Raw genomic sequence first — 20,658 nt, 5'->3', positions numbered from 1 at the left:
TTTTTAATCATTTAGTGACGTTATTACATAATAAAATAAGGCGCCCTCAGGCGCCTTATTTTATTTATCCGATAAATGATTATCCGGCGACGCCTGGCACCAGGACTTCGGTGGCGATAATCACCACGATAAGACCAATGATGACCGGTACCGAGGTACGTTTAACCACTTCAAACGGGGAGATTTTCGCCATACCGGCAACCGCAACCACCACGCCGGAAACCGGGGAGATAGTACGACCGAGGTTGGACGCCTGCAGCATTGGAATCGACAGGTATGCCGGGTTGATGCCGGAGGAGTGCGCCAGTTTCGGGATCATCTCCACGAAAGCGTAGAACGGCGCATTACCGGAGCCGGTAGTCATCGCTGCCAGCATGGTCAGGATCACCAGCACCAGCATGAGAATAATGCTGGCCGAACCGAACGAAGTGGCAATGGAAATCAGGCTGTTAATAAAGCCGATGGTGCTCAGACCCTGGGCGAAGACGCCCGCAGCAACCAGCAGCATCACTACGCCGGCGAAGGCATCGGCCATACCGCGATAGGCTACTTCCAGACCGGCAAAGACGTTCTGGGTATTGAAGCCGCGGAAGAATTCCAGCACCGCAGCCAGCAGCATACAGATAACCAGAATGGCGATGATATGCAGTTCCGGACCCCATTTACCGTCAAAGATCAGTACACCGAAAATAGGGGTGAACGGCAGAATCGCGTAGAAGCGAGGCGCGCTGGTGGTGATTTCATTCACATCCAGCATTTCGTGAGAGATATGCTCTTTTTTATCCAGGTAGCGCTGCCAGAAGAAGTGGGCAATCGCCATGGCGATAATTGCCACGATGGAAATAGGCAGCGTGGTTTTAAAGGCAAAATCAATCAGCGGCATTTCTGCGGCTTTTGCTGCCAGCACGACGTCACCGGACGTTGGAGAAAGAATAATGGCCGCCGGAGAGGCGCAGATTGCCGCCGCCGCGCCGCGGCTGATGCCGACGTTCACCATTACCGGGAACAGGGTACCCATCAGCAGCACGCCGAGGCCGGTTGCCGAAGAAACGGCCAGTGACATCAGGCAGGCAACGAAATAGGCTGCAATCATCAATAAATAAGGTGAGTTGATAAACTTCAGCGGTTTAGAGGTCAGCTTAACGACCATATCATTCGCGCCGATATGCGTCATATAAGCGGCAAAACCACAGAGCATCATAATCATCATGCCGAGGTCGCCACCGCGGCTCATTAATAAGATCTTGATGTATTCAACAATATCGGTGGCAGAATAACCGGTGCTGGTTGCGCTACCAGGTAAAATCTTGTGACCCATCAATGCGCTGGCAATCAGTAGCAGTAAGCCACCGACGAAAAGGACTCCCGTCGCGGAATAACCTTTGATGATGTAGCGGGCCACGCCCACAATAACCACAACACCAATCAGGAGTTCAAAGAACGTTAACATTATTAACACCTATCGCCCAGTTGTAAAAATTGACGCAGTGCTGCATCAAAAGTAAGGGATGAAATGTGCCGAAAAAAACGACAAATTTAGCTGATGAAAATCAATAAAAAGATTAATTAAAGATGGCGAAGTTGTCATTTACTCGGTGTACTCACAAAGCTGAACATTGTTACTCCAATGAGTATAGCGCGCTGGTGGAATACTATACAGCCAGAGGAAATGAAATGTTGCCTTGCCAGGCACAACGGTGAAAGGCTCGCGACACCAGTCGTGGTGAGACGGTACGGTGTTGATGCTACTCTTCAGCAGCGTAACGTGTGAAATAAAATAGGGAAAGATAAAGTTGCATAAAATATGTGCTAATTAAATCGTTATTTAATGGTTAAGCAATTATTCTCATATTACGAAAATAATATGGGGAAGTAGTTGGTTTAATATAATCAGAAGGCACTTTAAATTTATGGTTTTCTACTCATGGACGATAATGCGAATCGTTGACCGTAATCGTGCATTATAATTTAGCTTAGGTTGTGCGGTTGGCTTGACGGTTTGTTTAGGAATATTCTAATTTGTAATTCAGATGTAGAAAAAAGCTAAGCCGCCGCTGCGGTTACGATATCATTAAGCATACGCTTGATAGAATATTCTTAATTAATCATTTTTTGGCAAGACTATCGTGTTAAAACTAAATAGATTTTTCGCACTGCTGGTTGTGATGGTAGGGCTGTCGAGCACCGCTCTGCCTGCGTATGCGTCTTTTACTGAGACGATTAAGGATGGCTATAACACGGTGAGCAATAACATCGTGCAAACCTGGGATGAACCGCAGAATTACGATCTGTATGTGCCGGTGATTACGTGGCACGCGCGTTTTGCCTACGATAAAGAGAAAACGGACAAATACAATGAGCGTCCCTGGGGAGCCGGCTTTGGCGTTTCGCGTTGGGATGATAAAGGCAACTGGCACGGCCTCTATTTGATGGCGTTTAAAGACTCCTTTAACAAATGGGAACCGATTGGCGGCTACGGCTGGGAAGCCACCTGGCGACCGCTGACGGACGATAAATTCCACGTTGGGTTGGGTTACACGATTGGGGTGACCGCACGCGATAACTGGAACTACATCCCGCTGCCGGTGGCGCTGCCGATGGCCTCTATCGGTTACGGCCCGGCGACGTTCCAGATGACCTACATTCCTGGCACCTATAACAACGGCAACGTCTACTTCGCCTGGCTTCGTTTTGACTTCTGAAACCGGCCTGGAACACAGCGGGCGCTAAAGTCAACCCGCAAATAAAAGTTAGAGACATTTATCACTTTTTAACGAAGTTAGGCTGGACAAAGCCGACGACAATTGTTGTACTGTTAACTGACACAGATTAGTGTCGTTTTTTCATATAAAGGTAATTTTGATGTCTAAGATTAAAGGTAACGTTAAGTGGTTTAATGAGTCCAAAGGATTCGGTTTCATTACTCCGGAAGATGGCAGCAAAGACGTATTCGTACACTTCTCTGCAATCCAGACCAATGGTTTTAAAACTCTGGCTGAAGGTCAGCGCGTAGAGTTCGAAATCACTAACGGTGCCAAAGGCCCTTCTGCTGCTAACGTCATCGCTCTCTAAGCGAAAAATAGCAGTTCAGAATTCAAAACCCGCTTAAATGCGGGTTTTTTTTATCCTTTTTCTAGCGGCTGGCGCTAAACAACCAGAATGCTGCGGCGGTCATGGCGAATGAGCCCAGCAGGTTCACCGCAACGTTCAGCAGCGCCCAGCTCACTTTTCCTTCCTGTAGCAGGAAGACGACTTCGGCCGAGAAGGTGGAGAAGGTCGTCAATCCGCCGCAAAAGCCGGTGGTGATAAGCAGTTTCCAGACCGGGTCAATATGCGGCAGACGGTTAAACCATGCCAGCCCTGCGCCGATGATAAACGCCCCGACCAGGTTAGCCGTCAGCGTGCCTAGCGGGATGGTTTGGTGCATAGGATTAAATCTCATGCTCAGCAGCCAGCGAGCGACGCTGCCGGTACCTCCGCCGATAAAAACGGCCAACAACAGTTGCATCATGCGAGTTTCCTGCCATTTTCAATTAATGCTGCCAGTGTAGCGTTGAACGGGTGAATCTGGCTATATACTCATCAGTATTCATCATATTGATATATTAGTAAAAGCTGAGGTGTGCGGATGCGGGTAGCAGCAGGGCAGTTTGTCGTGACGCCGGAGTGGCAGGTTAATGCGCAACGCTGCGTCGCGCTGATGCGCTCGGCGGCAGAAGCTGGAACGTCTTTGCTGGTGCTGCCAGAGGCGCTGCTGGCGCGCAGTGATAATGACCCGGATATGTCCGTCAGGTCGGCTCAGGCGTTGGACGGCGGCTTTATGCAGGTACTGCTGGCGCAAAGCCGTAGTGATGCATTGACCACCGTGCTGACTATCCACACGCCGTCAGGGGAAGACCGTGCGCGAAACACGCTGGTGGCGCTACGTGGTGGCGAAGTTATTGCCCATTATCACAAGCTCCACCTCTATGACGCGTTCTCCATTCAGGAGTCAAAGCGGGTGGATGCTGGTGAGGCGTTGCCGCCGCTCATTGAGGTTGAAGATGTTAAGGTTGGCCTGATGACCTGCTACGACCTGCGTTTTCCGGAACTGGCGATGACGCTGGCGCTCCAGGGGGCTGAGATTCTGGCGCTTCCGGCGGCCTGGGTGCGCGGGCCACTGAAAGAGCATCACTGGGCGACGCTGCTTGCGGCACGCGCGTTAGATACCACCTGTTACGTGGTGGCGAGCGGGGAGTGCGGTACGCGAAATATTGGTCAAAGCCGAATTATCGATCCGCTTGGCGTGACGCTGGCAGGTGCGACGGCAGAGCCGCAGTTGATTATTTCGGAGATTCAGCGCGAACATCTTTTGAACGTTCGCCAGCAGCTTCCGGTGCTGAAAAATAGACGCTTTGCGCTACCGCAATTAACGTGACGTTTTTTTAAACAATGCTTGATTCACCTTGTTACAGATTGCTATTGTGTGCACGCGCCAGATGACCGTTAATAAATGACAGTGATGTGGCGCATTCTGCAGCCTGTTTTTGAGAAGAAGGTATCTATGGGTGAGATTAGTATTACCAAACTGCTGGTAGTGGCAGCACTGATTGTTCTGGTGTTTGGTACCAAAAAATTACGGACTCTGGGTGGGGATTTGGGTTCAGCCATCAAAGGCTTCAAGAAAGCCATGAATGATGATGAAACCACGGCGCAGAAAAGCGCAGAAGAAACCCCGGCAGAAAAACTCTCTCATAAAGAGTAAGCAGGGCAGCGTTTCACATGGTGTGCTGATGTAGCGCGCCATGCGCAGGTTTAGCCGCCTGCGGAAGGGGCTACAGCGTAAGTACGTTGTAGCCCTTTTTCATGGAAATAACATTTCTAATGTTGTCTTATTGCAACAATATATTTCTTATTAAACCATAAAAAAAGCCGCTATCAGCAGAGAGCGGCTTTTTGTCGCGGGTATCAGACCTTATTTCACTTCAAGGCCTTTGGCCTGAAGGTCGGCGTGATAGGACGAACGCACGAATGGGCCACAGGCCGCGTGGGTGAAGCCCATCGCCAGCGCTTCGGCTTTCATCTCTTCGAACTCATCCGGGCTGACGTAACGTTGCACCGGCAGGTGGTGACGGCTTGGTTGCAGATACTGACCGAGCGTCAGCATAGTAACGCCGTGGCGACGCAGGTCACGCATAACTTCAACGATCTCGGCGTTAGTTTCGCCCAGACCCACCATCAAACCAGATTTGGTTGGAATTTCCGGGTGCGCTTCTTTAAAGCGCTCCAGCAGCTTCAGTGACCAGTTATAGTCAGCCCCTGGGCGCACGTGGCGGTAGATACGCGGCACGTTTTCCAGGTTATGGTTGAAGACGTCTGGAGGGGTTGCGGTCAGGATCTCTAACGCGCGATCCATACGGCCACGGAAGTCCGGCACCAGCGTTTCAATCTTAATGGTCGGATTCTTTTCGCGAATGGCGGAGATGCAGTCAGCAAAGTGCTGAGCGCCGCCGTCACGCAGGTCATCGCGGTCCACTGAGGTAATAACCACATAGCGCAGCCCCATGTCCGCAATGGTCTGGGCCAGTTTTTGTGGTTCATTCGCATCTGGGGCGACCGGGCGACCGTGTGCAACGTCGCAGAACGGGCAGCGGCGGGTACAGATAGCGCCCAGAATCATAAAGGTCGCGGTGCCGTGGTTAAAACATTCTGCCAGGTTTGGGCAGGAGGCTTCTTCACAGACGGAGTGCAGGCCATTTTTACGCATGGCCGCTTTGATACCCTGGATACGGGAGGAGTCTGCCGGAAGTTTAATTTTCATCCATTCCGGTTTTCGCAGCAGCGCTTCGCGCTCTGTTGCCACGTTTTTAACCGGGATAAGGGCCATTTTATCGGCATCGCGGTACTTAACACCGCGTTCCATCACAATGGGTTTACTCATAGCGTACGTGTTCCAGTTCCGAGTATCGAGGGAAAGCGTTTCAATTCAAGGGAATGTTGTATTTATCAACTATTTTTGAATTTATGGCAGGCAGTATACCATTTAAATGGGGTACAAAGCAGCCTACTGTGCCGGCAAATTGTAAAATAGTTGTTGAATAATGCTTTTTTGCCGGCCAGCAAAGATGAGGAGTACGAGGTTCAGAACGCCTGATGGATGACGTTGATAATGTTTTGCATTACCGGGTCACGCAGGCTGAGCTTATTGTAATGCAATGAAAAGTCGACGCGTTCATGCTGGAGCGGCGTAAAGTCCAGCGTTTGCAGCGGCCAGCACTGTCTGAAGATATGGTAAAAGCGCAGCGGCATAATGCCAATCAGGTTGCTTGAGGCGATCAGTGACGCGATGGTAAACAAATTGTAACTGCTCACGCTGACCTGGCGATCGGGCAGCATGTCGCGAATCCGCCGGTACTGGTCGTTTTGCCCCGCACCGTCCATTGTCAGCAGCGTGTGTTCATACTGCATCAGCGTGTCCAGAGAGGGGGATTCTTCCAGAGCCGGGTGGTCGTTGCGGCATACCAGCACCAGCTTGTCGCTGAACAGCGCATGACGGCCCAGCGTTCGAGGGTTGTTGTGTTCATGATTATCGATAATTAAATCGGTCTGGAACTGGCTGAGCTGTGCGTTGGCATCGGTAACGGCCACGTTTCTCAATAGCACCTGGGGGTAGGTCTTCTTCACAACCTGATAGATAACCGGCATCACGATAGCACCCACCGAGGCGGCGGTGCCGATAGTAATCACTCGTTGCTTGTCATAGCTGCCGTTCAGATCCAACGCGCCGAGAATCGACTCCAGCCCCTGACTGATATATTCATGAAGATGGGTAGCGTACGCCGTTGGAGTGACGCCCTGGCCTTTGCGAATAAAGAGAGGGTCGGGAAAGAGCAGTCTAAGTTTCTGAATCGATTGGCTTATCGCTGAAGGGGTGAGATTCAGTATTTTCGCGGCGTTGACGATACCTTTATGCACGTAGACCGCTTCAAATATGGTCAATAAATTGAGGTCAATATTACGCAGCGTGCGGAAGATTTGTGGTGTCTCATTTTCAACGTTGAGGTTAGTTTTATTTTCGGGCTTATCGTTATAATCCACACTGCTTACTCCGTATTCATTCACTCCATGAATGATAGTTGAGAATAATAATATTATTATTATTCTGAGAAACGCAGAATCGCAAGGTAAAAACGTGATTTTTACGTTAATACTCAATGCATTAATGTTGCTAATACATTGCTGGTATCTATGTCGTTATGCGTGTCATTGCGCGAAAGTGAGCGTTGCGATGCACTTTATGGCGAAATTAAGCAGAAAAAATAGAGAAACTTGCCGTTATTGTAAAGAGGGAGATGAAAAGATAGTGAATGACCCAACGGATTATTGGGTCAGGATGTATCATATATTAAGCGTGAATATATTCGTGAGGTGGATTGTTTAGCAAAGCTAAAAAGTGGGAGACCAGACGAGGTGATATATTTTCCGGCGTTGCGTCATCCACCCACTGTGACACCTGGGCCATTTCCATTCCCGCATAACCGCAAGGGTTAATTCTCAGGAACGGTGACAGGTCCATCGCGATATTCAGCGCCAGGCCGTGGAATGAACAGCCTTTACGGATACGTAGCCCCAACGAACAGATCTTTTTCTCCCCTACGTATACCCCTGGCGCATCGGCACGAGGGTGCGCTTCGATCCCCACCTCCGCCAGCGTATTGACCACCGTCTGCTCTAACAGTGTGACCAGTTCGCGTACACCAAGCTTTCGGCGCTTGAGGTTTAACAGGACGTACATCACCTGCTGACCGGGTCCGTGATAGGTCACCTGGCCGCCGCGGTCGCTCTGAATGACCGGAATATCGCCGGGCACCAGCACATGTTCGGCTTTACCTGCCTGGCCCTGGGTGAAGACGGGCTGATGCTCTACCAGCCAGATTTCATCCAGCGTGGATTCATCGCGGCTATCGGTAAAATCATGCATTGCCTGGGAAACCGGTTCGTAAGGCTGCAGGCCAAGTTGACGGATCAGGAGGGTATTTAAGTCCAAAACAGCGTCTCCGCAGAGAGGGGAAATGATGGACGCAGAGTATATCACAGGGAGGAGGGGAGAGGCGTTACCCGGCAGTGCCGGGTAACGGTGATGCGATTACAGCACCATACGGACGATTTCGATATTGCCCAACTCTTCGTACAGCGTTTCTACCTGCTCAATGTGGGTTGCATTGATGGTAATGGACACCGAGTGGTAATTGCCTTTGCTGCTCGGTTTTATCTGCGGAGAGTAGTCACCTGGCGCATGGCGCTGTACCACTTCAACCACCAGGTCAACCAGCTCAGGTTTCGCCAGACCCATTACTTTGTAAGTAAATGGTGTAGGGAATTCAAGCAGTTCGTTCAGTTTGGTTTTCATGTCAGCTCCAGTGTTGAAAAAGAACAACTCCCGCAAATGTGCGGGAGTTGTTTTTACTATGCATAGTATATGGGGATGGAAATCACACTTTCAAGTGGGTGATTTTTAACCAAACCAGTGGTGGAACATTAATTTAATATAATCAATGATCTTACCGAAGAAGTTGCCTTCAGGAATTTCCTGCAGCACTACCAGAGGACGCTGATCGATGGTTTTGCCATCCAACTGGAAGTTGATAGTACCCACAACCTGGTTTTTCTGCAGCGGCGCGTGCAGCTCGCTGGTGGTCAGCACGTAGCTCGCCTTCAGATCTTTCATACGGCCGCGTGGGATGGTCAGGTATACGTCTTTATCCACGCCCAGTGAGGCACGGTCGGTATCACCAAACCAGGCTGGTTCAGAGGCGAACTCTTTACCGGCTTTAATTGGGTTCACGGTTTCGAAGAAACGGAAGCCCCAGGTCAGCAGTTTTTTACTTTCGGTTTCACGACCTTTATAGGTACGCCCGCCCATGACGGCAGAAACCAGGCGCATTTGACCTTCGGTTGCGGAAGCGACCAGGTTGTAGCCTGCTTTATCGGTGTGGCCGGTTTTGATGCCGTCGACGTTCAGGCTGTTGTCCCACAGCAGACCGTTACGGTTCAACTGACGGATACCGTTAAAGGTGAACTCTTTTTCTTTGTAGATGGTGTATTCGTTCGGCACATCGCGGATCAGCGCCTGGCCGATCATCGCCATATCACGCGCGGAGCTGTACTGACCATCTGCATCCAGGCCGTGAACGGTCTGGAAGTGGGTGTTCTGCAGACCCAGCGCGGTTACGTAGCTGTTCATCAGCCCAACAAAAGCGTCCTGGCTACCGGCGACGTAGTCGGCCATTGCGACACAGGCATCGTTACCGGACTGCAGGTTAATCCCGCGGATCAGTTGGGATACCGGAACCTGCATGCCAGGTTTCAGGAACATCAGGGAAGAGCCTTTGAATACCGGGTTGCCGGTGGCCCAGGCATCGTTGCCGATGGTGACCAGATCGGACTCTTTAAATTTACCTGCTTTCATCGCCTGGCCGATGACGTAGCTGGTCATCATTTTGGTCAGGCTCGCCGGGTCGCGACGGCTGTCAGCATTTTGCTCAGCCAGCACTTTACCGGAGTTGTAATCAATAAGAATGTAGGATTCCGCGTCAATCTGCGGAACGCCTGGAATCATGGTTTTGATGTTCAGGTCATCGGCGTGGGCAGCGGAAGAGAGTGCTGCGACGGAGAGCGCCGGAATGAGTAAGCGAGCGAAAAAAGAGGTCTTCATGGTCAAAACAACGACATCCGTGATGGAGTTAAAAAAGTGCCTTACTATAGCAAATGCCCTGCAGACAGGCATCCGACATCGCATATGACTTTGTTAATGACTTTTACATATACGAAGAATCGGATACCTCTGAGCGTTCTAGTTGGCGTGAGTAATAAACGATTGCAGCTGTGCTTCACTCTGCAAACGTTGCTGTATGGTGCTGGCTTCGCCTTTGCTGCTGAACGGGCCTAGCTGAATACGCCAGACCGCACCGTTTTGTGTGACACGGCCCGGTACGGAAAACTGCTGGCTTAAGCGCTGTTGATACTGCTGCGCGCGCGCCTGATCGCTTACGGCACCAACCTGCACGACGAAATCGCCGGTGGCGGCAGGTGCGGCGGTTGCTGCGGCGGCTGGTGCTGCGGCGGCCGGTGCTGCTACTGCAGCTGCAGGCGCCGTCACTGGCGCGGCTGCCGATGGTGTTGCCGCTGGAGCTGGCGTCGGTGCTGGCTCTTCGAGAACGCCGCTGTTTAACGGCGTAGGGGCGCCAAGGAAGCCGCCGCTTTTCACCGGGGCCCCATCACCGCTGTTTGCTGGGGTCAGCGTATCGTTGCTGATAGGGCGGATATCTCCCTGCGGCGCTGCCGCCTGCGGGGCGGAAGAGGCGCTGCCCATACCGCCGCTCAGGTCTGGACGGCTTGGCAACGCATAGGTCTGTTTGGCCACGGTGGTACAGGCCATGCCAGGACCGGAAAGCGAACCATCCTGTGCCACAATAATCGGGTCGATACGGACCTTGGTGTTATTGGAGGTGTTCAGGCGATCCGCTGCCGCACGGGAGAGCGAAATCACACGATCGTTGCCATAAGGGCCGCGATCGTTAATGCGTACGACGATCATCCGGCCGTTGGCCAGGTTGGTGATACGCGCGTAGCTTGGAATCGGTAACGTCGGGTGCGCCGCCGTCAACTGCGTCGGGTCAAACGCTTCGCCGCTGGCGGTCAGATTGCTGCCCGGTTCAGCGTCGTAAATGGCAGCGAGGCCCGCCTGGCTGAAGTTTGACGGATCCTGAACGACTTTGTATTTCTTGCCGTCACGTTCGTAGTCCTGATTCGCAGTCGCATTCAGGGGTTCAAAGTGCGGATCGGCCCCGCTGATTTCGACCGACGGGCCGTTACATACCGCAGGTTGTGGTGCAGATACGGTTTGTTGTTGACCATCATCGCTCGAACAAGCCGCCAGCAGCCCTGCCGCTATGCAGATCCCAAGCCATTGCTTACGCATTGAGCACCCCTTAGACGCTTTTTGACAACATTTTTCTGTGTGTATGTATCGACATCACGATACCGAACCCGGCCATCAGTACGATCAGGGCGGAGCCCCCGTAGCTGACCAGCGGTAGCGGCACGCCAACCACCGGCAAGATGCCACTTACCATACCAATATTTACGAAGACATAAACGAATAAAATCAGCATTAAACCACCGGCCATAACGCGGCCGAAGGAAGTTTGCGCCTGGGCGGCAATCCACAGCCCGCGCATAATCAGCAGGACGTAGAGCGCTAATAGGATAAGGATGCCGATAAGCCCCAGTTCTTCGGAGAGAACCGCGAAGATAAAGTCGGTGTGGCGCTCCGGCAGGAATTCGAGCTGCGATTGTGTACCGTGCAGCCAGCCTTTGCCGCGCAGGCCGCCGGAACCAATGGCGATTTTAGACTGAATAATGTGGTAGCCCGCGCCGAGTGGGTCTGATTCCGGATCCATTAACATCATGACGCGCTGCCGCTGATAGTCGTGCATCAGGAAGAACCACAGAATCGGGATAAAGGCGGCGACCAGCAGTACGGCGACCAGAATCAGGCGCCAGCTTAAGCCCGCGAGGAACAGCACGAACAGGCCGGACAGGGCGATCAGGATTGAGGTACCAAGGTCAGGCTGCGCGGCAACCAGCAGGGTCGGCAGGAAGATCAGCACCAGCGCAATGCCGGTGTTCTTCAGCGTCGGCGGACAAACATCGCGGTTGATAAAACGCGCGACCATGAGCGGTACTGCGATCTTGGCAATTTCCGACGGCTGGAAGCGGACGATACCGAGATCCAGCCAGCGCTGTGCCCCTTTGGAGATCGCCCCGAAGGCGTCTACTGCGACCAGCAGTATAATACAGAAGATATAGAGCCACGGCGCCCAGCCTTCGTACACACGCGGTGGGATCTGCGCCATCACAATCATGATAACGAGGCCCATCGCAATCTGGCCGATTTTACGTTCCATCATGCCCATGTCCTGGCCGCTAGCGCTCCAGATAACCAGCGCGCTGTAGGTCAGCAGCGCCAGCAGAATGAGCAGCATAGCTGGGTCGAGGTGGATCTTATCCCAGAACGATTTTTTGTTCGGATTATCCGTCATGTTTATTGGTCCTCCGCCGCGGCGGCCGCTGGGTTTTCAGCCGGTAAATCGGTGTTGTTATCGCCCAGCATGATGTGATCAAGAATTTGACGCATGATGGTACCGACCGCCGGGCCAGCACCACCGTTTTCTAAAATAATAGCGACCGCAACCTGTGGGTCGTTATATGGCGCAAACGCGGTCATTAATTTGTGGTCACGCAGACGCTCCGCAATACGGTGGGCGTTATACGTTTCGTTAGCTTTCAGACCAAAGACCTGCGCAGTACCAGACTTGGCCGCAATCTTATACGGTGCGCTGGCGAAATATTTATGCGCGGTACCGTTGCCACGGTTGGCAACGCCGAACATCCCGTCTTTGGCAATTTCCCAGTAGCCGGAATGAATATCGCCTATCGGCGGCTCCTGTGGCTGTATCCACGGCACTTTCTTGCCTTCTTCGACGGTGCTAGCCAGCAGGTGAGGCGTTTTGATGATGCCATCGTTAATCAGGATCATCAGCGCTTTGCTCATCTGGATAGGAGTTGCCGTCCAGTAACCCTGGCCGATCCCCACCGGAATGGTATCGCCCTGATACCACGGTTTTTTAAAGCGTTTAAGCTTCCATTCACGGGTTGGCATATTACCGGAACGCTCTTCCGCAAGGTCGATACCGGTATAGTCACCATAGCCGAACTTACTCATCCATTCTGACAGACGGTCAATACCCATATCATAGGCGACCTGATAGAAGAAGGTATCCGCGGACTCTTCCAGCGCTTTGGTGACGTTCAGGTGGCCGTGGCCCCATTTTTTCCAGTCACGGTAGCGTTTTTCTGAACCAGGAAGCTGCCACCACCCTGGGTCAAACAGGCTGGTATTGCGGTTAATTACGCCTGCGCTCATGGCGGAGACCGCCACATACGGTTTCACCGTGGAGGCCGGAGGGTAAACCCCCTGGGTAGCGCGGTTGACCAGCGGTGTATTCGGATCGTTTAACAGGCCGCTGTAGTCTTTACTGGAGATGCCATCAACGAACAGGTTAGGGTCGTAGCTTGGCATTGAGACCAGCGCCAGAATACTGCCGTTGCGAGGGTCAGTGACCACCACGGCGGCACGGCTACCGGCCAGTAGCGTCTCGATATACTGCTGCAGTTTGAGGTCGAGCGTCAGGTAGATATCGTGACCTGCCTGCGGCGGTACTTCTTTCAACTGACGGATAACGCGGCCGCGGTTGTTGACTTCAACCTCTTCGTAGCCGGTCTGCCCGTGCAGCATATCTTCGTAATAGCGCTCAATGCCCAGCTTGCCGATATCATGGGTTGCCGCATAGTTGGCCAGCTTGCCGTCTTTATCGAGGCGGTCGACGTCTTTATCGTTAATTTTTGAGACGTAGCCGATAACGTGGGTCAGGGCAGAACCATACGGATAGAAGCGTCGCTTATAGCCTTTAACCTCAACGCCCGGGAAGCGGTACTGGTTGACGGCAAAGCGCGCCACCTGTACTTCGGTGAGGTTGGTTTTCAGTGGGATAGAGGTAAAGCGGTGCGAACGTGCGCGCTCTTTTTTAAAGGCGGCAATGTCGTCATCGGAAAGATCGACAACGCTGCGCAGGCCATCAATGGTCTCCTGCACGCTGTCGACTTTTTCCGGCATGATTTCCAGCTGGTAGATGGTGCGGTTAAGCGCCAGCGGCGTACCGTTACGATCGTAAATAATGCCGCGGCTCGGCGCGATAGGCACCAGCTTGATACGGTTTTCGTTAGAACGCGTCTGGTAGTCGGTAAAACGAACGATCTGCAAATTGTAGAGGTTGGCAATCAGCACGCCGGTAAGCAGCAAAATTCCCAAAAAAGCGACCACCGCCCGGCGCACAAATAGCGCGGACTCTGCCGTATAGTCGCGAAAAGAATTCTGTAGTTTCATTCGCTGCTTAATCTACCTAGGTCTCATTACTCGCGGTGGTAAGGGTGGTTGGTGGTGATGCTCCACGCCCGATAAAGGCTTTCGGCAACCAACACGCGCACAAGCGGGTGCGGGAGCGTCAGCGTGGAGAGCGACCAACTTTGTTCTGCTGCGGCTTTGCATGCCGGGGAAAGACCTTCTGGGCCGCCGATAAGCAGGCTAACGTCACGACCGTCACCTTTCCAGCGTTCCAGTTCACGTGCAAGCTGCGGCGTATCCCAGGGCTTACCTGGAATATCCAGCGTGACGATGCGGTTTTTTCCTGCGGCGGCGAGCATTAACTCGCCCTCTTTATCCAGAATACGTTTGATGTCCGCGTTTTTACCGCGCTTACCGGCAGGAATTTCCACCAGTTCAAACGGCATATCTTTCGGAAAACGACGAAGGTATTCGGTAAATCCGGTTTGTACCCAATCCGGCATTTTGGTGCCGACGGCGACTAACTGCAGCTTCACAACTTAACCCCAGAGCTTTTCCAGTTCATACAGGCGACGGCTGTCTTCCTGCATGACATGGACAATGACATCGCCTAAATCAACAACAATCCAGTCGCCGGTGTTTTCGCCTTCAACGCCCATCGGCAGCAAACCGGTGGCGCGGGATTCCTGGACCACATGGTCGGCAATGGACATTACGTGGCGGCTGGAGGTGCCAGTACAGATAACCATGCAATCAGTGATGCTGGATTTACCTTTAACATCAATAGCGATGATGTCCTGACCTTTCAAATCATCAATTTTGTCGACAACAAAATCCTGGAGTTCTTTACCCTGCAAGTGTTCCCCCTGGGGTGTGAAGATAAACGGTATTAAACAGCCTGACAGTATACCCGAATTGAAAATATTATCGGGACAAAAAATCACCGAACGGGCGTTCTGGCGGGCTATCATCCCATCCCTTAGCGCCGATTGCATCGCCATTTTTGTAAAACAATTTCTGTCCACAAGTGTTGGAGGGGGATGATTCTGGCTGCGGAGGATAACAGCCTTGCAACGTGTGTCAATGGGTGGACGGAGGTCTGATGCAGAAATCCGTTTTATTCCGCTTCCGGCAGCCAGATTGCGCGACTATTGAGCACCCGGAGGGTGACAAATTCCGCTGAAAAATCAATAACGCTCCACGCGCCGTGGTCAATACGGAAATGCCACATTCCGGCCATCGGCATGCCGAGCAACAGCGCAGTCAGCAGGCTGAGCACGCCCTGATGGCTGACGATCAGCAGGTTACGGTCATCATAGCGGGCAAGTTCGGCGGCAAACGCTGAAACGCGGCGGGAGAAATCGGGGAAACCTTCGCCGTTGGTCGGGGCGGCGTGCTGCCAGTCGGCGCACCAGGCGGCGTAGTTGTCTTTATCTTCAATCTGAAGATCGCGGTGATGGCGCATCTCCCAGTCGCCGAAAAACATTTCATTCAGCAGCGGGTGAGGGGTGACAGGGATTTGTCGCTCGCCCAGCAGCAGGCGCGCCGTGTGCTGGGTGCGCTCCAGTTCGCTACACAGTACGCGGTCGAAGGGCACCTGATGCAGCATCTCGCCGAGGCGTTCAGCCTGCTGCTGGCCTTTAACGGTGAGCGGTGTCGGCGCGTGGCCACTGTACAGTCCTGCCACGTTGGCTTCGGTTTCACCGTGGCGTACCAGCCAGATTTTCATCGCGCTTCCCCTGATGTATGACGCTAAGCGCCGTGGTGATACAGCCCCTGATTGATGATGTAAGAGAGTACAGCCTCCGGCATCATCTCTTCACAGGACTCACCGCGCTCTAAGCGTTCGCGAATCAGCGTGGCGGATACATCAAACCACGGCGTTTCTGCGAGATAAATCTTCCCCGCAGGCTGATTGTGCAGATCTTCGATGTTGCTGGTGAGGTGACGATCCAGCCACTGCTGGTGCTCCTCCTGCTTCATAGTCAACGGATAGCCCGGCCGACGCGTGACCAGCAGGTGAGCGTTGTCGAGAATCGTCTCGTAGCGCTCCCAGCTTGGGAAGGTAAGCAGCGAATCCTGACCGATGATAAAGGCGAGCGGTTGCTCTGGACCCTGTTCCTGTCGCCACTCCTGCAGCGTATCTGCCGTCCAGGACGGCGTGTCACGGCGCAGTTCGCGTTCGTCGAGCACGAACAGCGGCTTATCGGCAATGGCCAGCTCGACCATAAACTTACGCTGTTCGCTAGTGGCTTCCGGCTGCGGACGGTGCGGCGGCACGTTATTAGGCATAATGATGACCCGAGACAGGCCTATCTGGTTAGCCAGAATCTCTACTGGTTTGAGGTGACCGTAGTGAATGGGATCGAAGGTCCCGCCGAAAAGCGCCTGTAGTTTTGCCATATCATCCATCGATAAAAACGTCGGCCAGTGCTTTATGACAAAGCAGCAGCGACAAACTTTCCAGTTCAGCCCAGACCGACTGACCGTAATCCTGTTTCAGCGTCAGCTCTGCGTGACTTAACAGCGTCACGGCCTGACGAAGCTGTGCGGCGCTAAGACGGTTAAGCGCATCGCCCACCATGCCGCGACGGTTTTGCCAGACCCGATGCTTATCAAACAACGAGCGCAGCGGGGTGTGTGCGCTCTGACGCTTTAAGGTCACCAGCATAAGCAGTTCACGCTGTATGGTGCGCAGCAGGATAACCGGCTCGCTGCCTTCCAGACGTAGCTGCTGCAGGATATGCAGCGCGCGTTTGCTCTTGCCAGCTAACAGGGCATCGACCCAGTGGAAAGGGGTAAAGTGCGCGGCATCGTTGACGGCCTGCTCTACGCGAGGCAGCGTCAGCTTGCCGTCCGGCCACAGCAGCGACAGCCGCTCCAGCGCCTGCGACAGCGCCAGCAGGTTGCCTTCATAGCAGTAGCAGAGCAGCTGGCTTGCCGGTTCATCAAGCTGCAGGTTGTTTTGCTTCGCGCGGTTAGCTAGCCAGCGCGGCAAATTCGCGGGTTCCGGCGTCTGGCAGCTAATCTGCACGGCACGGGTCGCCAGTGCGGTTAGCCAGGCGGCGTTTTCCTGCGCTTTGGTCAGTTTGTTGCCGCGAATAATCAGCAGGAGATCGTCGTGCAGCAGACTTACCAGCGTGGCGAGCTGTTCGTTGATCGCGGCGTTAGGGCCGTTTTCAGGCAGCAGCAGGAGCAGCGTCTGGCGGCTGGCGAACAGGCTCATCGCCTGGCAGAGGGAAAAAAGCTCGTTCCAGTCGGTGCTGGCGTCAAGCGTGAAGGTATGGTGCTCGATAAAGCCTTCGCTAACGGCGGCATGCCGAATGGCGTCCTGGCTTTCCTGGAGGAAGAGGGGGTCATTACCGAGCAGGAGATACGCCGCGCGCAGCCCTTCAGAGAGCTGCGCGCGGAGTTGTTCTGGGTACAACCGAATCATCAGTTACCCAGAGTAGTTGATACACGAGAGCTGGCGGCAGGCTGGGTCGCCTGATTATCCGCACTCTCTTTGGCATCGGCAATGTGTACGCTTGGCAGCTTACGAATCAACTGTTCGGCCGCTTTCTGGTACATCTCTTGTACGATCATGCCCTGCTCACTGTCTTTCGCCAGCGCTTTCTGCGGGTTGTCGAAGAACGAACGATACACTTTGGTCGAGATAGGGAAAATATCCTGACCTGGGATGAGCACCGTGGCGTTAACCGTCATCACCATCTGATATTCAGCCGTTTGACCATTCTGGAACACGGAAGCCGTATCCTGCTGGAGGCCGAATGAACCCAGACGCAGGGACGGGACGTCCTGGCGCGTTGTGCTTTGATCAAGCACGGTAATGCCACTCGTTCTCAGCTGTTCACGAACTGCGCGGCTCAGAGGGCCGTTTGGATCGCTAGACTGGAAAATCAGTGTTTTCATTTCGTCCGGCACCTGCGTAGTACTACGCAGATGCCAGCCACACCCGGCGGTGACCAGCACCGCCAAAGATAACAACAATGTTGTCAGGTATCGCACGCTTCCTCCCGCGCTTAGCCAACGACCAGGTTAAGCAGCTTGCCCGGTACGTAAATCACTTTACGCACGGTTACGCCCTCAAGGTATTTCGCAACCAGGTGTTCCTGGCCTGCACGTTCACGAACTTGCTCTTCAGTTGCATCAACCGCAACGGTGATTTTACCGCGAACTTTACCGTTGACCTGAACAACGACCAGCGTGGTGTTTTCCACCATCGCTTTCTCGTCAGCCACCGGCCACGGTGCGTTATCGATATCGCCTTCGCCGCCCAGTTCCTGCCACAGCGTAAAGCTAACGTGTGGGGTGAACGGGTTGAGCATACGCACGACGGCCAGCAGCGCTTCCTGGATCAGCGCTCTGTCCTGCTCGCCTTCCTGCGGTGCTTTCGCCAGCTTGTTCATCAGCTCCATAATCGCCGCGATGGCGGTGTTGAAGGTCTGACGACGACCGATATCATCGGTAACTTTAGCAATAGTTTTATGAACGTCACGGCGCAGCGCCTGCTGATCTTCCGTTAACGCCTCTACGTTCAGCGCCGCAACCGGACCCTGAGCGGTGTGTTCATAGACCAGTTTCCAGACACGTTTCAGGAAGCGGTTTGCCCCTTCAACGCCAGATTCCTGCCATTCCAGAGTCATATCCGCTGGAGACGCAAACATCATGAACAGGCGCACGGTATCCGCGCCGTAACGCTCAACCATGACCTGTGGGTCGATGCCGTTGTTTTTGGACTTGGACATTTTGCTCATGCCGGTATACACCAGTTCATGGCCCGCCGCGTCCTTCGCTTTCACGATACGGCCTTTCTCGTCGCGCTCAACGATAGCGTCAACCGGAGAAACCCAGTTACGTTCGCCGTTTGTGCCCACGTAGTAGAAGGCGTCTGCCAGCACCATGCCCTGACACAGCAGCTGTTTAGCCGGTTCGTCAGAGTTCACCATACCCGCATCGCGCATCAGTTTGTGGAAGAAGCGGAAGTAGAGCAGGTGCATGATGGCGTGTTCGATACCGCCAATGTAGATATCAACCGGCAGCCAGTAGTTTGCCGCTTTAGAATCCAGCATGCCTTCCTGATACTGCGGGCAGGTGTAGCGCGCGTAGTACCATGACGATTCCATGAAGGTGTCGAAGGTGTCGGTTTCACGCAGCGCAGGCATGCCGTTAACGGTGGTTTTTGCCCACTCTGGGTCAGCTTTGATCGGGCTGGTGATGCCGTCCATGACCACATCTTCCGGCAGGATAACCGGCAACTGATCTTCTGGAGTTGGCAGCACGGTGCCGTCTTCCAGCGTAACCATTGGGATTGGCGCACCCCAGTAGCGCTGACGGGATACGCCCCAGTCGCGCAGACGGTAGTTCACTTTACGCTCGCCCACACCCATCGCCGTCAGTTTGTCAGCAATAGCGTTGAAGCCGTCTTCAAAGCTCAGGCCGTCGAACTCGCCGGAGTTAAACAGGGTGCCTTTTTCGGTCAGCGCCTGCTCGGAGAGATCCGGCTTGCTGCCGTCTGCGGCAAGGATAACTGGCTTGATGTTCAGGCCGTATTTAGTCGCAAATTCATAGTCGCGCTGATCGTGACCCGGAACGGCCATCACTGCACCAGTACCGTACTCCATCAGTACGAAGTTTGCCGCCCATACCGGGATCGCTTCACCGGTCAGCGGATGAATAGCCTTAAAGCCGGTGTCGACGCCTTTTTTCTCCATGGTCGCCATATCGGCTTCAGCCACTTTGGTGTTGCGGCATTCGTCGACGAAAGCGGCCAGGGCTGGGTTGTTAGCCGCAGCCTGCTGTGCCAGCGGGTGACCCGCAGCAACGGCCAGATAGGTGCAGCCCATAAAGGTATCTGGACGGGTGGTGTAAACGGTCAGCTTGTTGGCGTAGTCGTTAACGTCAAAGGAGATTTCAACCCCTTCGGAACGGCCGATCCAGTTGCGCTGCATCGTTTTCACGGTGTCAGGCCACTGATCCAGGTTGTCCAGATCGCGCAGCAGTTCGTCAGCGTAAGCGGTGATTTTGATAAACCACTGTGGGATCTCTTTACGCTCAACTTTGGTATCGCAGCGCCAGCAGCAGCCGTCGATAACCTGCTCGTTCGCCAGTACGGTCTGGTCATTCGGGCACCAGTTCACCGCAGAGGTCTTCTTGTACACCAGGCCTTTTTTATACAGCTCGGTGAAGAACTGCTGCTCCCAGCGATAGTATTCTGGGGTGCAGGTGGCCAGCTCGCGGCTCCAGTCATAGCCAAAGCCCAGCATTTTGAGCTGGTTTTTCATGTACGCGATGTTGTCGTAGGTCCATGGCGCAGGCGCGGTGTTGTTTTTTACCGCCGCACCTTCAGCCGGCAGGCCGAACGCATCCCAGCCGATGGGCTGCAGAACGTTTTTGCCCAGCATGCGCTGATAGCGGGCAATAACGTCGCCGATGGTGTAGTTACGGACGTGGCCCATGTGTAGTCGACCAGAAGGATAGGGAAGCATCGACAGGCAGTAATACTTCTCTTTGCTCTCGTCTTCAGTAACTTCAAATGTGCGCTTCTCATCCCAGTGAAGCTGGACTTTCGATTCTATCTCTTCCGGGCGGTATTGCTCTTGCATGGCAGCCAGTGATCCTGTTTTCAATACAGCTACAAATGTAGCCTATAGATGTGGTATTTCAGATCCGCATAGCATAGCCCAAACGTTCACGTCAAAACAGCCTTTCGC

The 20,658-nt window shown here is 53.5% G+C and carries 21 protein-coding genes; 4 read left to right on the top strand and 17 right to left on the bottom strand.

Annotated elements, in window-relative coordinates; all coding sequences use genetic code 11:
- Positions 1 to 79: 79 nt before the first annotated feature.
- The gene (gene dcuC, locus V6940_RS04920) at positions 80 to 1,450 is read right to left on the bottom strand and encodes an anaerobic C4-dicarboxylate transporter DcuC (protein ID WP_333495051.1); all 1,371 of its coding nucleotides are present in this window, start codon (positions 1,448 to 1,450) and stop codon (positions 80 to 82) included.
- Positions 1,451 to 2,126: 676 nt separating this feature from the next.
- Between dcuC and pagP the strand changes: the two genes are divergently transcribed.
- A complete protein-coding gene (gene pagP / locus V6940_RS04915) occupies positions 2,127 to 2,702 on the top strand; it encodes a lipid IV(A) palmitoyltransferase PagP (protein ID WP_442910779.1) in 576 nt (191 codons plus the stop codon).
- A 160-nt stretch (positions 2,703 to 2,862) separates the two neighbouring features.
- Entirely contained in the window at positions 2,863 to 3,072 is a 210-nt protein-coding gene (gene cspE, locus V6940_RS04910) for a transcription antiterminator/RNA stability regulator CspE (protein WP_000034825.1), read from the top strand.
- A gap of 61 nt (positions 3,073 to 3,133) precedes the next feature.
- Here cspE and crcB read toward each other — a convergent pair whose 3' ends face one another.
- Complete coding sequence (crcB, locus tag V6940_RS04905) at positions 3,134 to 3,511, bottom strand: fluoride efflux transporter CrcB (protein ID WP_333495050.1); 378 nt, start codon at positions 3,509 to 3,511, stop codon at positions 3,134 to 3,136.
- Between the two features lie 117 nt (positions 3,512 to 3,628).
- Here crcB and V6940_RS04900 point away from each other — a divergent pair, with 117 nt between their 5' ends.
- Both V6940_RS04900 and tatE read left to right on the top strand, forming a co-directional pair.
- Positions 3,629 to 4,417, top strand: a complete 789-nt coding sequence (locus V6940_RS04900; protein ID WP_333495049.1) for a deaminated glutathione amidase — start codon at positions 3,629 to 3,631, stop codon at positions 4,415 to 4,417.
- Positions 4,418 to 4,543: 126 nt separating this feature from the next.
- Entirely contained in the window at positions 4,544 to 4,744 is a 201-nt protein-coding gene (gene tatE, locus V6940_RS04895) for a twin-arginine translocase subunit TatE (RefSeq protein ID WP_061283475.1), read from the top strand.
- A gap of 210 nt (positions 4,745 to 4,954) precedes the next feature.
- Here the strand turns inward: tatE and lipA are convergent, their stop codons facing one another.
- The 15 genes from lipA to leuS all read right to left on the bottom strand — a co-directional run bounded on the left by lipA (position 4,955) and on the right by leuS (position 20,550).
- Positions 4,955 to 5,920 (bottom strand): lipoyl synthase, encoded by a 966-nt coding sequence (gene lipA, locus V6940_RS04890; protein ID WP_185669836.1) that lies wholly within the window; start codon positions 5,918 to 5,920, stop codon positions 4,955 to 4,957.
- A gap of 200 nt (positions 5,921 to 6,120) precedes the next feature.
- The gene (locus V6940_RS04885) at positions 6,121 to 7,077 is read right to left on the bottom strand and encodes a YbeF family transcriptional regulator (RefSeq protein ID WP_333495048.1); all 957 of its coding nucleotides are present in this window, start codon (positions 7,075 to 7,077) and stop codon (positions 6,121 to 6,123) included.
- Between the two features lie 307 nt (positions 7,078 to 7,384).
- Positions 7,385 to 8,026, bottom strand: coding sequence for a lipoyl(octanoyl) transferase LipB (gene lipB, locus V6940_RS04880; RefSeq protein WP_333495047.1), 642 nt, complete (start codon positions 8,024 to 8,026; stop codon positions 7,385 to 7,387).
- Between the two features lie 99 nt (positions 8,027 to 8,125).
- Positions 8,126 to 8,389 carry a DUF493 family protein YbeD gene (ybeD, locus tag V6940_RS04875; protein WP_035894333.1) on the bottom strand — a complete coding sequence of 88 codons (264 nt, stop codon included), beginning with the start codon at positions 8,387 to 8,389 and terminating at the stop codon, positions 8,126 to 8,128.
- 105 nt (positions 8,390 to 8,494) lie between these two features.
- Entirely contained in the window at positions 8,495 to 9,694 is a 1,200-nt protein-coding gene (gene dacA / locus V6940_RS04870) for a D-alanyl-D-alanine carboxypeptidase DacA (RefSeq protein WP_123650106.1), read from the bottom strand.
- Between the two features lie 138 nt (positions 9,695 to 9,832).
- Positions 9,833 to 10,960 (bottom strand): endolytic peptidoglycan transglycosylase RlpA, encoded by a 1,128-nt coding sequence (gene rlpA / locus V6940_RS04865; RefSeq protein WP_333495046.1) that lies wholly within the window; start codon positions 10,958 to 10,960, stop codon positions 9,833 to 9,835.
- Positions 10,961 to 10,970: 10 nt separating this feature from the next.
- Entirely contained in the window at positions 10,971 to 12,083 is a 1,113-nt protein-coding gene (gene mrdB / locus V6940_RS04860) for a peptidoglycan glycosyltransferase MrdB (protein ID WP_185669832.1), read from the bottom strand.
- A gap of 2 nt (positions 12,084 to 12,085) precedes the next feature.
- Positions 12,086 to 13,987 (bottom strand): peptidoglycan DD-transpeptidase MrdA, encoded by a 1,902-nt coding sequence (mrdA, locus tag V6940_RS04855; RefSeq protein ID WP_185669831.1) that lies wholly within the window; start codon positions 13,985 to 13,987, stop codon positions 12,086 to 12,088.
- Between the two features lie 26 nt (positions 13,988 to 14,013).
- A complete protein-coding gene (gene rlmH, locus V6940_RS04850; RefSeq protein ID WP_035894327.1) occupies positions 14,014 to 14,481 on the bottom strand; it encodes a 23S rRNA (pseudouridine(1915)-N(3))-methyltransferase RlmH in 468 nt (155 codons plus the stop codon).
- Positions 14,482 to 14,484: 3 nt separating this feature from the next.
- Positions 14,485 to 14,802: a ribosome silencing factor gene (rsfS, locus tag V6940_RS04845; protein ID WP_333495045.1), complete on the bottom strand. Its 318-nt coding sequence runs from the start codon at positions 14,800 to 14,802 to the stop codon at positions 14,485 to 14,487.
- A 260-nt stretch (positions 14,803 to 15,062) separates the two neighbouring features.
- Positions 15,063 to 15,674 carry an adenosylcobalamin/alpha-ribazole phosphatase gene (locus V6940_RS04840; RefSeq protein ID WP_333495044.1) on the bottom strand — a complete coding sequence of 204 codons (612 nt, stop codon included), beginning with the start codon at positions 15,672 to 15,674 and terminating at the stop codon, positions 15,063 to 15,065.
- Positions 15,675 to 15,697: 23 nt separating this feature from the next.
- Complete coding sequence (nadD, locus tag V6940_RS04835; protein ID WP_333495043.1) at positions 15,698 to 16,357, bottom strand: nicotinate-nucleotide adenylyltransferase; 660 nt, start codon at positions 16,355 to 16,357, stop codon at positions 15,698 to 15,700.
- Positions 16,350 to 17,381, bottom strand: coding sequence for a DNA polymerase III subunit delta (gene holA / locus V6940_RS04830; RefSeq protein WP_333495042.1), 1,032 nt, complete (start codon positions 17,379 to 17,381; stop codon positions 16,350 to 16,352). The genes nadD and holA overlap by 8 nt, the downstream gene beginning before the upstream one ends.
- Positions 17,381 to 17,953 (bottom strand): LPS assembly lipoprotein LptE, encoded by a 573-nt coding sequence (lptE, locus tag V6940_RS04825; protein WP_333495041.1) that lies wholly within the window; start codon positions 17,951 to 17,953, stop codon positions 17,381 to 17,383. Before lptE ends, holA begins: the two co-directional genes overlap by 1 nt.
- Positions 17,954 to 17,967: 14 nt before the next feature.
- Complete coding sequence (leuS, locus tag V6940_RS04820; RefSeq protein ID WP_333495040.1) at positions 17,968 to 20,550, bottom strand: leucine--tRNA ligase; 2,583 nt, start codon at positions 20,548 to 20,550, stop codon at positions 17,968 to 17,970.
- Positions 20,551 to 20,658 lie beyond the last annotated feature (108 nt).

The sequence above is a fragment of the Kluyvera sp. CHPC 1.251 genome (assembly GCF_036759945.1).
Lineage (GTDB): Bacteria > Pseudomonadota > Gammaproteobacteria > Enterobacterales > Enterobacteriaceae > Kluyvera > Kluyvera sichuanensis.
Note: the sequence above shows the minus strand (reverse complement) of the source record. Positions and strands in the feature narration are given on the sequence as shown.

Bases quoted from the DNA above. Each gene is read 5' to 3' on its own strand.
- dcuC (WP_333495051.1), bottom strand. From the start codon at position 1,450: ATGTTAACGTTCTTTGAACTCCTGATTGGTGTTGTGGTTATTGTGGGC.
- cspE (WP_000034825.1), top strand. From the start codon at position 2,863: ATGTCTAAGATTAAAGGTAACGTTAAGTGGTTTAATGAGTCCAAAGGA.
- crcB (WP_333495050.1), bottom strand. From the start codon at position 3,511: ATGATGCAACTGTTGTTGGCCGTTTTTATCGGCGGAGGTACCGGCAGC.
- V6940_RS04900 (WP_333495049.1), top strand. From the start codon at position 3,629: ATGCGGGTAGCAGCAGGGCAGTTTGTCGTGACGCCGGAGTGGCAGGTT.
- tatE (WP_061283475.1), top strand. From the start codon at position 4,544: ATGGGTGAGATTAGTATTACCAAACTGCTGGTAGTGGCAGCACTGATT.
- lipA (WP_185669836.1), bottom strand. From the start codon at position 5,920: ATGAGTAAACCCATTGTGATGGAACGCGGTGTTAAGTACCGCGATGCC.
- ybeD (WP_035894333.1), bottom strand. From the start codon at position 8,389: ATGAAAACCAAACTGAACGAACTGCTTGAATTCCCTACACCATTTACT.
- dacA (WP_123650106.1), bottom strand. From the start codon at position 9,694: ATGAAGACCTCTTTTTTCGCTCGCTTACTCATTCCGGCGCTCTCCGTC.
- rlpA (WP_333495046.1), bottom strand. From the start codon at position 10,960: ATGCGTAAGCAATGGCTTGGGATCTGCATAGCGGCAGGGCTGCTGGCG.
- mrdB (WP_185669832.1), bottom strand. From the start codon at position 12,083: ATGACGGATAATCCGAACAAAAAATCGTTCTGGGATAAGATCCACCTC.
- mrdA (WP_185669831.1), bottom strand. From the start codon at position 13,987: ATGAAACTACAGAATTCTTTTCGCGACTATACGGCAGAGTCCGCGCTA.
- V6940_RS04840 (WP_333495044.1), bottom strand. From the start codon at position 15,674: ATGAAAATCTGGCTGGTACGCCACGGTGAAACCGAAGCCAACGTGGCA.
- nadD (WP_333495043.1), bottom strand. From the start codon at position 16,357: ATGGATGATATGGCAAAACTACAGGCGCTTTTCGGCGGGACCTTCGAT.
- holA (WP_333495042.1), bottom strand. From the start codon at position 17,381: ATGATTCGGTTGTACCCAGAACAACTCCGCGCGCAGCTCTCTGAAGGG.
- leuS (WP_333495040.1), bottom strand. From the start codon at position 20,550: ATGCAAGAGCAATACCGCCCGGAAGAGATAGAATCGAAAGTCCAGCTT.